Genomic DNA, 12,721 nt, shown 5'->3' on the forward strand with positions numbered 1-12,721 from the left:
GCTATGACAGCAGACCCCGGCGGCGGGCGATCGCGGCGGCCTCGGTGCGGCTCGAGGCGCCGAGCTTGGCCAGGATGTTGGAGACGTGCACCGAGACGGTCTTGGCGCTGATGAAGAGCTGCTTGGCGATCTCGCCGTTGGACCGGCCCTCGGCGACGTGGGCCAGGATCTCGGCCTCCCGCGCGGTGAGGGTGTCGGGGGCGGCGTCGCCCCGGGCGGGCCCGGAGCCCAGCGCGGCCAGCGTCTCGAGCAGCGGTCGGGCGCCCAGGGCGCGGGCGGCGTCGCGGGCCAGGTCGACCTCGACCCGGCCGGCGGCGACGTCGCCGGTCGCGCGCAGGATCGCGGCGAGCGCGGCGCGGGACCGGGCCGTCTCGTGCACGTGCCCGAAGTCCTCGAAGAGCTGGATCGTCTCGCGCCAGACCTCCAGCAGCACGTCGAGCGGTGGCGCGTCGACCCCGGCGAGCCAGCGGACCCGCAGCGTCTCGGCGTCCAGCCGCCTCACCCAGGCCCGGCCCTCGGGGCCCCAGTGGCCGGACGGGTCGGCGTAGCGCTCGAGCACCGTGTGGCCGTCGTCGTGCAGCCGCTCGACGTCGACCACGACCCGCTCGCGCTCGGCCGCGCTCATCCGCGGCACCAGGGCCGCCAGCTCCGCGACCGCCACCGCTGCGAGCCGCACCCGGGCGCTGAACCACTCGTGCCAGATCCGGCCGAGCACCGTGACGGCCTCGTCGTACGCCGCGAGGACGGCGGCCGCGTCCCCGCTCCGGCCGGCGCACACGGTCTGCAGCTCGGCGGACTGGATGGCGATCCCGCCCTCGCGCTCCCACAGCCGGCGCAGCGCCTGCACCTCCGCGGCGATGTCCTCGCCGCGGGCCTGGCGCACCAGCAGCCGGATCGAGTCGAGCAGCGCCCGCGGGATCGCCGGCGGGGTCAGGTCGGCCACGTCGGTCAGCGCCAGCACGTCGTCCCAGCGGCCCTGGACGTGGAGCACCCAGGCGAGCTGCCACCGCGCCTCGAAGGCGTACGGCGCCCACGGCAGCCCGGCCGCCAGCGCGACGTCGATGGTGCTGCGGAACCACCGCTCGGCCTCCGCGAACTCGGCCCAGTCCTCGTAGGACCGGCCCAGCAGGAACCGCCCGCGCACCTCGGACAGCACCGCGCCGGTGGCCTCCGCCTGCGCGACGGCGTCCCCGAGCGCTGCGCGCAGACCCTCCTTGGGGCCGGCCTTCTTCAGCAGGCTCAACGTGGTCACCGCGTCGGCGACCAGCTCGCTCAGCTGGAGCTTCTCGGCCAGCGCGAGGGCGTCCATCCCGGCGGCCTGCGCATCGTCGTAGCGCCCGCCTCCGGCCAGCACCCGGGCGTGCACCGCCAGCGCCCGGGCCCGCAGGGGGCTGTCGCCCTCGGGGGCGAGCTCGACGGCCCGGGCGGAGACCGCGGCCGGGTCGCGCACGGTCTCGATGACGTAGAGCGCGTTGGCCTGGGCCATCAGCATCCGGGAGCGGGCCGCGTCCGTGGTGTCCTCGGGGAGACGCTCCAGGTGGGCGTCGATCAGGGCGACCGCCCGCTCCGCGTCGCCGCTGGCGTTGAGCGCGTCGGCCGCCTGCACGACCAGCTTGGACACCTCGACGTCGGCCCGGGCGAACCGACTCGGCTCGGCGAGCAGCTCGAGCGCCTGCTGGTAGTGGTAGGCCGCCTCGTCGGGGCCGCCGACCGAGCTCGCTTCGTGGCCGGCGCGGATGCTGGCGTCGAGGGCCAGGTCGAGGTCGGTCGCCAGCCGCGCGTGCCGGGCCAGCTCGGCGGCGGCGCCGCGGGCCGCGCCGTCGCGCAGTGCCGCGGCGTACCGGCCGTGCAGCCGCACCCGCTCGCCGGGCAGCAGGTCGTCGTAGACCGCCTCGGCGAGCAGCGCGTGGCGGAAGGCGTAGCGGCCGTGCTCGGCCACCAGCACGTTCATCTCGACGGCGCGGCGCAGACCTTCGTCGAGGGCGGCGGCGTCGAGACCGGACACCACCTCGAGCATGTCGTGGGCGACCTTGCGTCCGCTGACGCTGGCGGTCCGGACGACCTGGCGGGCGACGTCGTCGAGCCGGTCGAGGCGGACGAGCAGCACGTCGGCGAGGTCACCGAGGTCACCGACGGTCGCGGCGCTCGTGAGCTCCTCGACGAAGAAGGCGTTGCCGTCGGCGCGGTCGACGACGTCCTGGGTCAGCCCGGCCAGCTCCTTGGCGTCCAGGCCCGCGGGCGCCAGCTGGGCCACCAGGGCGCGTACGGCGTCGTCGGGCAGCGGGCTGAGGGCGACCCGGTCGACCTCGCGCAGCCGCGACCACTCCGCCACCTGGCGGCGCAGCGGGTGGCGCCGGTGCAGGTCGTCGGAGCGATAGGACGCGACCACCCCGACCGGGGCGGAGAACGGCCGCGAGAACAGGAAGCTGAGCATGTCGCGCGTCGACCGGTCGGCCCAGTGGGTGTCCTCGACGACCAGCAGCAGCGGTGCCTGGCCCGCGGCCGTGCCGAGCAGCGCGTGCACGGCCTCGAACAGGTCGCCGCGGTCGAGCGCCGACGCGTCCTCGTCGGCGCCGATCATCCGGCGACCGGGCTTGAGCCGGGCCAGGGCGGGGTGGGTGGCCGCGACCTTCTCGACCACGTCCGGCCGGTCGACGAGCAGCCGGCCGATCACCTCGGAGAACGGGAGGTAGGGCAGCGCGCTGTCGCCGAAGTCGAGGCAGTGCCCGGCGAGCACCTGCCAGCCCTCGGCCAGCGCCCGGTCGCGCAGCTCCATCAGCAGCCGGGTCTTGCCCACCCCGGCGTCACCGGAGAGCAGGACGACGCCGCCGGGCTCGCTCGCCCCGACGCCGAGCGACGACGTGATCTCGTCGAGCTCGGCGTCGCGCCCGACCATCACGGTCGGGGCGGTGCGCGGGGTGGCCATGCCCCCCATCATCGCCGGGCGCCACGACAGTGCGGTCACCCTTCTCAGCGGGCGTCGTCGCTCGCGTCGGCCGGTCGGCGGGACCACGGGGTGCGGACGTGACCGCGGCGACGGCCGACGACCCCGGTCTTGATCCGGTGGGTGCGGTAGGCGAGCTCGGACTTCAGGAAGGCGGTGTTGTCGGTCATGTCCCCGAGGTTCGTCGCCTGAGGTAGGCGCGCACATCGGGCTGGTGCCTTAGACCGGCGGCCCGCCTACCTCAGATCGGACGGCCTCCGACCCAGGTGCCAGCGACCAGGGGCACCCCCGGCCGGTAGGCCAGATGCACGTGGCTCGGGGCGTCGATCGCGAAGAAGTCGGCCCGACTGCCGACCGTCAACCGGCCGACGTCGTCGCGGTCGAGGGCCGCGGCCCCGCCGTACGTCGCGGCGTGCACGGCCTCCGCGGGCGTCATCCCCATCTCGCGGACGGCCAGTGCGATGCAGAACGGCACCGAGCTCGTGTACGACGAACCGGGGTTGCAGTCGCTGGCCAGCGCGACCCGGACGCCGGCGTCGAGGAGCCGGCGGGCGTCGGGGTAGGGCTGGCGCGTCGAGAACTCCACGCCCGGGAGCAGGGTGGCCACCGTGCCGCTGTCGCGCAGCGCGTCGACGTCGGCGGCGTCGAGGTAGGTGCAGTGGTCGACGGCGACCAGGCCCAGCTCGGCCGCCAGGCGTACGCCGGGCCCGGGGCCGAGCTGGTTCGCGTGCAGCCGGCCGCGCAGCCCGGCGGCCGCGCCCGCCGCCAGGACGGTCCGCGCCTGGTCCTCGTCGAACGCGCCCTCCTCGCAGAACACGTCGATCCAGCGGGCGTACGGGCGGGCGGCCTCGAGCATCGGGCCGGTGACCAGCTCGACGTACTGCCCCGGGTCGCCGTCGGGGACCACGTGCGCGCCGAGGAAGGTCGTCTCGTCGGTGAACTGGCGCGCCACCGCGAGGCTGCGGGCCTCGTCGCGGACCGTGAGGCCGTAGCCGCTCTTGATCTCGACGGTCGTGGTGCCCTGGCGCTGCATCTCCCGGACCAGCCGGGCGACGTGCGCGGTCAGCTGCTCGTCGGTGGCGGCCCGGGTCGCGGCGACCGTCGTGCGGATGCCGCCGGCGGCGTACGACTCGCCCGCCATCCGGGCCGCGAACTCCCGTGACCGGTCGCCCGCGAAGACCAGGTGGCTGTGCGAGTCGACGAAGCCGGGCAGCACCGCCCGGCCGGCGACGTCGTACGACGCGTCCGCGGCCGGGGCGTCCCGGGCCGGGCCGACCCAGACGACCTTCCCGCCCTCGACCACGAGCGCGGCGTGCTCGATCGCGCTCAGCCGGTCGTCGGCCCCGGGATCGGTGGCCTCGGCGTCGTGGGCTTCGGGGTCGTTGGTGACCAGCTCGGCGATGCCGGTGAACAGGGTGGCGGTCATCCCATCAGCCTCTGGATCTCGTCGTGGAGGGCCCGGCCGACCGCGGCCCGGTCGCCGTCGTACACGACCCGGCCGTCGACCACGACGTGGGTCACGTCGGCCGCGGTCGCGGCGAAGACGGCCGTCTGCTCGTCGGCGCCGGTCCCGGCGGTGGTCGGGGTGTCGGTGGCGAGGGTGACGAGGTCCGCGCGGGCGCCGACCTCGATCCGGCCGGCGTCCGCGAAGCCCAGGCTGTCGTGGCGGGTGGCGGCCGTCAGCAGCTCGGCCGCGGACCAGTGGCCACGCCGCTGCGTGGCCAGCCGCTCGTCGAGCTCGACCGCCCGCATCTCCTCGAACGGGTCCACGACCGCGTGGCTGTCGCTGCCGAGGCTCAGCCGGGCGCCCGCGTCGTGCAGCGCCCGGCTCGGACCGATGCCGTCGCCCAGGTCGCGCTCGGTGGTGGGGGTCATGCAGACGGTGGTCCCCGTCGTCCCCAACTGTTCGACGTCGGCGTCGGTCAGGTGGGTGGCGTGCACGACGGTGGTGTCCGGACCGAGGGCGCCCGCCTCCTGCAGGAGGGCGGTCGGGGTGACGCCGTACGCCGCGAGGCAGTCGTCGTTCTCCTGCACCTGCTCGCTGAGGTGCACGTGCAGCGGCCCGCCCCGGGCCGCCTCGACCACGGTCGGCAGGTCCGCGCGCGGCACGGCCCGCACCGAGTGGATGGCCGCACCGACCGCAACGTGCGGCTGCGCCTCCCCCCACCGGCGCAATTGCGCCGTCTGTGTGGCCCAGGCGGCAGCGGAGCCCCACGAGTAGCGCAATTGCGCTGGTTGTGGGGGCGCGCCGAATCCGCTGCTGAGGTAGCAGGTGTCCAGCAGCGCGATCCGGATCCCGGCGGTCCGAGCCGCCTCGACCAGGGCGAGCGCCATCGCGTGCGGCTCGTCGTACGGCGTGCCGTCGGGCTGGTGGTGCAGGTAGTGGAACTCGCCCACCGTCGTCATCCCCGCCGCGACCATCTCGCGGAAGACGGCCGTCGCGAGCCGGTGGTAGGAGTCCGGGTCGAGCCGCCCGGCGACGTCGTACATCTGCTCGCGCCAGGTCCAGAACGTCCCGCCCCCGCGCTGGGTCCGTCCGCGCAGCGCCCGGTGGAACGCGTGGCTGTGGGCGTTGGCCAGGCCGGGGAGGGTGAGGCCGGGGAGGCGATGTCCTACTTTCCCGGTGAACCGGGGAAGTAGGACATCCACCCCCGTGAACCGCCCACCCTCGATCTCGACCCGCACGTCGTCGACGACCGCGCCGCCGACCCAGGCTCGCTCGAGCAGGTACGCCGTCACAACAGCCCCTCGAGCACGTCGGCGAGCGCGACCACGCCGAGCAGACAGTCGGCCAGGGCGGCCGCCTCCAGCGGCGAGTGGGAGACGCCCGTCGGGTTGCGGACGAAGAGCATCGCGGTCGGGATCCCCGCGGCCTGGAGGATGCCGGCGTCGTGGCCGGCCTGGGTCGGGATGACCGGCCAGCCGCGCGGGTCGGTCAGCGCGGCGGCCAGCGCGGGGTCGAAGGCCACCGAGGCCGAGACCGACTCGGCGGTGACCGCCACCGCCGTGCCGTCGCGCGCCGCGCGCTCGGAGGCCTGCCGCGTCACGGCCTCGACGAGCGCGGCCAGCGCGTCGTCGGACGATGCCCGGGCGTCGAGCCACGCGGTGACCCGGGAGGGCACCGCGTTGGTCCCGTTGGGCTCCACCGACACCCGCCCGAAGGTCGCCCGCTGGCCCGAGAGCCGAGCCTGCTTGTTGGCCGCGAGGGCGGTCATCGCGAAGGTCAGCATCGGGTCCGCCCGGTCCTCCATCCGGGTCGTCCCCGCGTGGTTGGCCGCTCCGGTGACGTCGACTCGGTAGCGCCCGTGCGGCCAGATCTCGCTCGCCACCCCGACCGCCGCGTCGCGGTCGACCAGGTCGCGGCCCTGCTCGACGTGCAGCTCGACGAAGGTCCCGACGTCGGCGAGCAGCGACGACGACCCGCCGGGTACGACGTCCGCGAGCGCCACCCCGGAGCGGTCGGTCAGCGTCCGGGCGTCCTCCCACGCGAGCACCCCGGTCGCCAGTCGCGAGCCGAGGCAGGCCAGCCCGAAGCGCGATCCCTCCTCCTCCGCGAACACCCCGACACCGAGCGGTCGGGACGGGGCGACGCCACGCTCGCGCAGGAGGTCGACGGCGGCCAGCGCGGAGACCACGCCGAGCGGGCCGTCGTACGCCCCGCCGTCGAGGACCGAGTCGAGGTGGGAGCCGGTCAGGACGGCGCCGGGGGTGGGACTGCGGGGGTTTCGAGGCTCAGGCCCGCGGGGCCTTCGCACCTCAACCAGCGTTGGGTCGACGTCCCACCAGCCCACGGTGTTGCCGAACCCGTCGGTCTCGACCCGCAGGCCCCGGGCGGCGCACTGCTCGACGAACCACGCGGCCAGCTCCCGCTCGGCGCTCAGGAACGGCTGGCGGAAGTAGCCCCCGCTGGTGGTCGACCGGCCGACCGGTGCGAGGTCGGACCACATGGCCTCGAAGTCATCGGGCAAGGTTTCCTCCATGGAGTTCCAGGACGTCGTACGACGCCGCCGGATGGTCCGTCGCTACACCGACGAGCCGGTCGACCCGGCCCTCGTCGACCGGGCCCTGGCCAACGCGACCCGGGCGCCGAGCGCCGGGTTCAGCCAGGGCTGGGGGTTCCTGGTGCTCGACACCCCCGACGACGTACGGCGCTTCTGGGCAACGACGGCCGACCTCGACAAGGAGCCGGACAGCTGGCTGCGCGGCATGATGACCGCGCCGGTGGTGATCGTCCCGTGCAGCAGCAAGGCCGCCTACCTGGACCGCTACGCCCGGCCCGACAAGGGCTGGACCGACCGCGACGAGGCCCGCTGGCCGATGCCGTTCTGGCACCTCGACACCGCGATGGCCAGCCTGCTGGTGCTGCAGACCGCGGTGGACGCGGGGCTGGGTGGCTGCTTCTTCGGCGTACCCCCGCACGCCGACGACGCCGTACGACGGGCCTTCGCGATCCCCGACGACCACGACCCGATCGGCGTGATCACCCTGGGTCACCCGGCCGACGGTGGGGCCCCGGGCTCCCCGGCCCGCCGACGCAGGAGGCCCCTCGACGAGGTCGTCCACCGGGGCAGCTGGGGTCACTGACCCAGCAGACCGCCCGGGACCGACGGCCACAAGCCGCCACCCCGACCGGCCGTCTCGGATCCGAGAGCGGCGACGGAGAAGTAGCCTGCCGCCCATGGATGACAGGGCGGTCGCGAAGCTGCAGGCGCTGGTCCGGATCCCGACGGTCAGCCACCGCGATCCGCAGCTGGTGGACACCGACGCGTTCGACCGGCTGCTGGAGGAGCTGGAGCGGCAGTTCCCGCTGCTCCACGAGCGGCTGGAGCTGACCCGGATCCACACCCACGGCCTGCTCTTCCGCTGGCCCGGCGCCGCCGACACCCGGCCGGTCGTCCTGATGGCCCACCTCGACGTCGTCCCGGTGGAGGGCGAGTGGCAGCACCCGCCGTTCTCCGGCGCGATCGTGGACGGCAGCGTCTGGGGCCGCGGCACCCTCGACGACAAGGGCTGCGTGGCCGGGATCTGCGAGGCGGTCGAGACGCTGCTCGAGCGCGGACACACCCCCGCCCAGGACGTCTGGCTGAGCTTCGGCTGCGACGAGGAGATCGCCGGGGTGGCGGCCGGCCTCGCGGTGGACGAGCTGACGCGGCGCGGCGTACGGCCCTGGTTCGTGCTCGACGAGGGCGGCGCGATCGCCAGCGAGGCCTTCCCCGGCGTCGGCGCCCCGATCGGGGTCGTGGGCGTGACCGAGAAGGGCGTGACGTCGTTCGAGCTGACCGCGACCGGCCGCGGCGGGCACGCGAGCACCCCGGCCAGGTGGGGCCCGACCGCCCGGATCGCCCGCGCGATCACCCGGCTCGAGAAGAGCCCGATGCCGGCGAGCGTCCCGGAGCCGACCCTCGAGCTGTTCCGCCGGATGGCCCCGCACGCCCCGCTGCCCCTGCGCCCGCTGATGGCCGGTGCCGAGCGGATCAAGCCGCTGCTGACCCGCGCGCTGCTGGCCGCCGGGCCGGAGCCGGCCGCGATGGCACGGACGACGTTCGCCGTCACCACGCTGTCGGGCAGCCCCGCCCTCAACGTCATCGCCGGCACCGCCAAGGCCGGCGTCAACATCCGGATCATGGTCGGCGACACCGTCACCGGCGTCCTGGAGCACGTGCGGAAGGCGATCGGCGACGACCAGGTCGAGATCAGCGTCGTCGAGCAGAACGAGCCCAGCCCGATCTCCCCGCGCGACGACGCCTTCGAGCTGATCGAGCGCTCGATCAGCGAGATCTTCCCCGACGCCGTGCCCGCGCCGTACGTCATGATGGCCGCCACCGACGCCCGCCACTTCACGGCGATCTGCGAGCGCGTCTTCCGGTTCGCCCCGTTCCGGATGACGAAGGCGCAGCGCCAGGCGATCCACTCGTACGACGAGCACCTCGGGGTCGACGCCTTCCTCGACGGCGTCCGCTGGTACCGCCACCTGATCGAGAGGCTCCCGCAGTGAACTCACCCCACGAAACCACTCGCTACGCTCGCGCTTCCGCAGGGACCCCGCAGTGACCCAGACCTCCAGCACCGGCCTGAAGCCGGTGCACGGCCTCTTCGCCATCGTCGGCTTCCTGGTCTGCGTCGAGGTCGCGAGCGGGGTGCTGCAGGGCTACTACACGCCGATCTACCCCGACATCGCCGAGCACCTCGGCATCCCCGAGGGCGACGTCAACTGGTTCGAGGCGGCCCAGCTGATCGTCTCGGCGCTCTGCGTGCCGCTGCTGGCCCGGCTCGGCGACCTGGTCGGCCACAAGAAGGTGCTGCTGCTCTCGACCGCGGTCACCGCGCTCGGCTCCTGGGTGCTGGCCTTCGCACCCAACTTCACGACCTTCCTCATCGGCTGGGCCATCCAGGGCGCGTACGTCGTCTGGCTGCCGCTCGAGGTGGCGATCATCTACCGCCGCACGGCCGGGACCGGCCAGCAGACCCGGCTCACCCGGCGCTCGGCCGCGATCCTGGTCGGCGCGCTGGAGCTGTCGGTCATCGTCGGCGCGCTCACCTCCGGCGCCCTGGTCGAGGCCACCTCGATGACCGTGCTGCTGATGCTCCCCGCGATCGTCGTGACCATCTGCCTGGGGCTCATCTGGTGGGGCATCGAGGACGCGCCGGGCGAGGCGAGCGGCGGCATCGACTACGGCGGCCTCGCGCTGATCACCGCCGCCCTCGGCCTGGTGATGGCCGGGCTGGTCGTCGTCCGGCTGGAGGGCGCCGGCAGCGTCGTCGCCTGGCTGCTGGTCCTGGCCGGGCTCGCGGTCCTGGTCCCGTTCGTGCGCTACGAGAACAGCCTCGACGAGCCGCTGATCGACGTACGCCTGCTCTCGTCGGCGGCCCAGTGGCCGGTGCAGCTGACCGCGTTCCTCTTCGGCATGTCGGTGCTCGGCGCCCAGATCCCGCTCTCGACCTTCGCCCAGACCGACCCGGACTCCGCCGGCTACGGCCTCGGGGCGAGCTCGGGCTTCGTGTCCACGCTGATCGGCGTCTACGTCATCTTCCTGGCCATCGGCGCCTTCACGCTGCCGCTGAGCAGCCGCCTCCTCGGCCCGCGGGCGGCCCTGGTCGCCTCATCGCTGCTGGTGGCGCTCGGCTACGGCCTGTGGCTCGCGATGCACGACACCACCGCGCAGGCGCTCACCAACATGGCGGTCATCGGCCTCGGCTCGGGCGCCCTGGTCGCCGCGCTGCCCGCGACCGCGGCCGCCAGCGCCCCGCCCGAGCGCACCGGCTTCGCGACCGGCATGACGAACGCGACCAAGACCGTCGGCGGCGCCATCGCCTCCGCGGTCTTCGCGATCGCCCTGACCGCGACCGGCTCCCTCGACGGGCCCGACGAGGGCAAGGCCCCGCTGTCGGGCTACCTCACCGTCTGGGCGGTCTGCGCCGTGGCCTCGCTGATCGCCGCCGGCGTGCTGCTGATGATGCCGAAGGTCGCCGAGGACGAGGACGTCGAGCGCCCGGTCGTCGTCTGAGGGCCGTCGGGGTAGTCCGGCACACCAGCCTTGGTTACCGACGAGTAAGCAACCACGGTGTGACGGACTATCCTCGGAGGGCATGAGCGAGGAGCGCGAGACCGACCAGCGCACCGGCCGTGCCGCGGCCGCCGCGCGGATCGCCCAGCAGCAGACCTGGGTCGACCAGCAGATCCGGGTCGCCATGGAGCGCGGCGACTTCGACGACCTGCCCGGCGCCGGCAAGCCGATCGCCGACCTCGGCAGCAGCCACGACCCCGACTGGTGGGTGAAGAAGCTGGTCGAGCGCGAGCGCCTCGTGGTCCTGCCGCCGAGCGTCCAGTTGCGCAAGGAGGACGGCGAGCTCGACGACCGGCTCGACACGATCGCCAGCGAGCGCGAGGTCCGGGCCGCGGTCGAGGACTTCAACCAGCGGGTGGTCGCGGCCCGCTACCGGCTGCCCGAGGGGCCGCCCCTGGTCACGATGCCGCGCGACCTCGAGGCGACCGTCGAGGCCTGGCGGGAGCGCCGGGCCGAGCGGGCCGCGGCCCGCCGTACGACGCAGGCGGCGCAGCCGCCCCGACGCCGCTGGTGGCAGCGCCGCCACTGACGTGTCGGCCTGCGCCGGCGCGGCTCCCACCGATCCGGCCGACCCGACGGTGGACAGCTCACCGCCCGCGAGGTGCGGCAGGCGACGTGCCGACCGTCACCCGGACCACCTCTGGCCGAACGGCGTCCGTACCGCGAGTATGGGAGGCGGGAGGGAGCCCCGGCTCCGAGAGGCACAGGCAGATGGCAGTTTCGTTCTTCGAGGCGTTCACGCCTCCCGAGGTCGCGCGGATCAGCGCGGCCGCGACCCGGCTCCGGCTTCCCCAGGGCTGGTCGCCCATCGGGGAGTCCACCCCGGCCGACAAGGCCTACATCATCCTGTCCGGCGAGGTGTCCGTACGCCGCGGCGGCGAGGAGATCGCCCGGCTCGGCGCCGGCGACATCATGGGCGAGACGGCGATCGTCAACCACACCCTGCGCACGGCGACCATCGTGGCGCTGACCCCGCTCGAGCTCCTCCACCTCACCGACGACGCCGTACGACGGCTCAGCGAGCAGCTGCCCTCCTTCCGGGAGGCGCTCGACGACGTGGTCCTGGCCCGCCGAGAGATACGTCATACCGGCGGGTAACCACCCGCTGCTACGTTCCCGCGCATGAGCGGATCACGCAGCGCGAAGGACTTCTTCCGACCTCTGGCGGTGGGTGCGCCGACGCCCCCGACGGAGATCCCGGCCCGCCCGAGCCGGGCGATCCACTTCTTCGACCCGAGCAACCCGAAGATGGCCGCGAAGATCCCCGACATGGTCGGCAGCGTCGACGTGCTGCTCGGCAACCTCGAGGACGCGGTCAAGGCGGACAACAAGTTGGCGGCCCGCGAGGGCCTGGTGAAGATCGCGTCGGAGACCGCCAATCTCGGTGGGCAGAGCGGCCCGACCCAGCTGTGGACCCGGATCAACAGCCTCGACAGCCCCTGGGCGCTCGACGACCTGACCACGCTCGTGCCCGCCATCGGCGCCAAGCTCGACGTGATCATGGTGCCGAAGGTCCAGGGCGCCGAGGACATCCACTACGTGGACCGGCTGCTCGCGCAGCTCGAGGCCAAGGCCGGGCTCGACCGGCCGATCCTCGTGCACGCGATCCTCGAGACCGCCCGCGGAGTCGCCAACGTCGAGGAGATCTGCGGCGCGTCCCCCCGCATGCAGGGCCTGAGCCTCGGCCCGGCCGACCTGGCCGCCGACCGACGGATGAAGACGACCCGCGTCGGCGGCGGACACCCCGGCTACCTGGTCCGCGAGGACCCCAACCCCGACCAGCCCGACGCCCGGCGGCCGACGTACCAGCAGGACCTCTGGCACTACACGATCGCCCGGATGGTCGACGCCTGCGCCATGCACGGCATCTACCCCTACTACGGCCCGTTCGGCGACATCGCCGACGTGACGGCGTGCGAGGACCAGTTCCGCAACGCCTTCCTGCTCGGCTGCGTCGGCACCTGGAGCCTGCACCCCAAGCAGATCGCCATCGCCAACAGGGTGTTCAGCCCCAGCGTCGAGGACGTCGCGCACGCGCGCCGGGTGGTCGCCGCGATGGGCGACGGCACGGGCGCGGTGATGCTCGACGGCAAGATGGAGGACGACGCCTCCCTCAAGCAGTGCCTGGTGATGGTCGAGCTGGCCGAGCAGCTGGCCGCGATCGACCCGGAGCTGAAGAAGCAGTACGACGCGATCGCCGAGGAGGCCTGAG

11 protein-coding genes are annotated in these 12,721 nt (G+C 74.1%); 6 read left to right on the plus strand and 5 right to left on the minus strand.

All coding sequences use genetic code 11. From position 1 onward, the window contains the following. Position 1: 1 nt before the first annotated feature. From V7S47_RS13645 to V7S47_RS13665, 5 genes are all read right to left on the minus strand, one after another. A complete protein-coding gene (locus V7S47_RS13645; protein WP_336562054.1) occupies positions 2-2,926 on the minus strand; it encodes a helix-turn-helix transcriptional regulator in 2,925 nt (974 codons plus the stop codon). Positions 2,927-2,970: 44 nt separating this feature from the next. Further along, positions 2,971-3,114, minus strand: coding sequence for a hypothetical protein (locus V7S47_RS13650; protein WP_170867215.1), 144 nt, complete (start codon positions 3,112-3,114; stop codon positions 2,971-2,973). Positions 3,115-3,185: 71 nt separating this feature from the next. After that, positions 3,186-4,370 (minus strand): imidazolonepropionase, encoded by a 1,185-nt coding sequence (gene hutI, locus V7S47_RS13655; protein WP_336562055.1) that lies wholly within the window; start codon positions 4,368-4,370, stop codon positions 3,186-3,188. Further along, entirely contained in the window at positions 4,367-5,683 is a 1,317-nt protein-coding gene (locus V7S47_RS13660) for a formimidoylglutamate deiminase (RefSeq protein WP_336562056.1), read from the minus strand. Before V7S47_RS13660 ends, hutI begins: the two co-directional genes overlap by 4 nt. After that, the gene (locus V7S47_RS13665; RefSeq protein ID WP_336562057.1) at positions 5,680-6,912 is read right to left on the minus strand and encodes an allantoate amidohydrolase; all 1,233 of its coding nucleotides are present in this window, start codon (positions 6,910-6,912) and stop codon (positions 5,680-5,682) included. Before V7S47_RS13665 ends, V7S47_RS13660 begins: the two co-directional genes overlap by 4 nt. Before the next feature lie 10 nt (positions 6,913-6,922). On the opposite strand from V7S47_RS13665, the gene V7S47_RS13670 reads away from it, so the two are divergent. From V7S47_RS13670 to V7S47_RS13695, 6 genes are all read left to right on the plus strand, one after another. Beyond that, the gene (locus tag V7S47_RS13670) at positions 6,923-7,528 is read left to right on the plus strand and encodes a nitroreductase family protein (RefSeq protein WP_336562058.1); all 606 of its coding nucleotides are present in this window, start codon (positions 6,923-6,925) and stop codon (positions 7,526-7,528) included. Positions 7,529-7,622: 94 nt separating this feature from the next. Beyond that, positions 7,623-8,939, plus strand: a complete 1,317-nt coding sequence (locus V7S47_RS13675) for a M20 family peptidase (protein WP_336562059.1) — start codon at positions 7,623-7,625, stop codon at positions 8,937-8,939. A gap of 52 nt (positions 8,940-8,991) precedes the next feature. Next, on the plus strand, positions 8,992-10,449 hold the full coding sequence (locus V7S47_RS13680; RefSeq protein WP_336562060.1) for an MFS transporter: 1,458 nt from the start codon (positions 8,992-8,994) through the stop codon (positions 10,447-10,449). Positions 10,450-10,531: 82 nt separating this feature from the next. Further along, complete coding sequence (locus V7S47_RS13685) at positions 10,532-11,038, plus strand: J-domain-containing protein (protein WP_336562061.1); 507 nt, start codon at positions 10,532-10,534, stop codon at positions 11,036-11,038. A gap of 182 nt (positions 11,039-11,220) precedes the next feature. Next, positions 11,221-11,607 (plus strand): cyclic nucleotide-binding domain-containing protein, encoded by a 387-nt coding sequence (locus V7S47_RS13690; protein WP_336562062.1) that lies wholly within the window; start codon positions 11,221-11,223, stop codon positions 11,605-11,607. Positions 11,608-11,631: 24 nt separating this feature from the next. Then, positions 11,632-12,720: an HpcH/HpaI aldolase/citrate lyase family protein gene (locus V7S47_RS13695; RefSeq protein ID WP_336562063.1), complete on the plus strand. Its 1,089-nt coding sequence runs from the start codon at positions 11,632-11,634 to the stop codon at positions 12,718-12,720. Position 12,721 lies beyond the last annotated feature (1 nt).

Source organism: Nocardioides sp. CCNWLW216 (assembly GCF_037120545.1).
Classification (GTDB): Bacteria; Actinomycetota; Actinomycetes; order Propionibacteriales; family Nocardioidaceae; genus Nocardioides; species Nocardioides lianchengensis.

What these genes read in the sequence shown, in the direction of transcription:
- hutI (WP_336562055.1), bottom strand. Translation starts at nt 4,370, where the DNA reads ATGACCGCCACCCTGTTCACCGGCATCGCCGAGCTGGTCACCAACGAC.
- V7S47_RS13670 (WP_336562058.1), top strand. Translation starts at nt 6,923, where the DNA reads ATGGAGTTCCAGGACGTCGTACGACGCCGCCGGATGGTCCGTCGCTAC.
- V7S47_RS13645 (WP_336562054.1), bottom strand. Translation starts at nt 2,926, where the DNA reads ATGGCCACCCCGCGCACCGCCCCGACCGTGATGGTCGGGCGCGACGCC.
- V7S47_RS13650 (WP_170867215.1), bottom strand. Translation starts at nt 3,114, where the DNA reads ATGACCGACAACACCGCCTTCCTGAAGTCCGAGCTCGCCTACCGCACC.
- V7S47_RS13690 (WP_336562062.1), top strand. Translation starts at nt 11,221, where the DNA reads ATGGCAGTTTCGTTCTTCGAGGCGTTCACGCCTCCCGAGGTCGCGCGG.
- V7S47_RS13675 (WP_336562059.1), top strand. Translation starts at nt 7,623, where the DNA reads ATGGATGACAGGGCGGTCGCGAAGCTGCAGGCGCTGGTCCGGATCCCG.
- V7S47_RS13685 (WP_336562061.1), top strand. Translation starts at nt 10,532, where the DNA reads ATGAGCGAGGAGCGCGAGACCGACCAGCGCACCGGCCGTGCCGCGGCC.
- V7S47_RS13695 (WP_336562063.1), top strand. Translation starts at nt 11,632, where the DNA reads ATGAGCGGATCACGCAGCGCGAAGGACTTCTTCCGACCTCTGGCGGTG.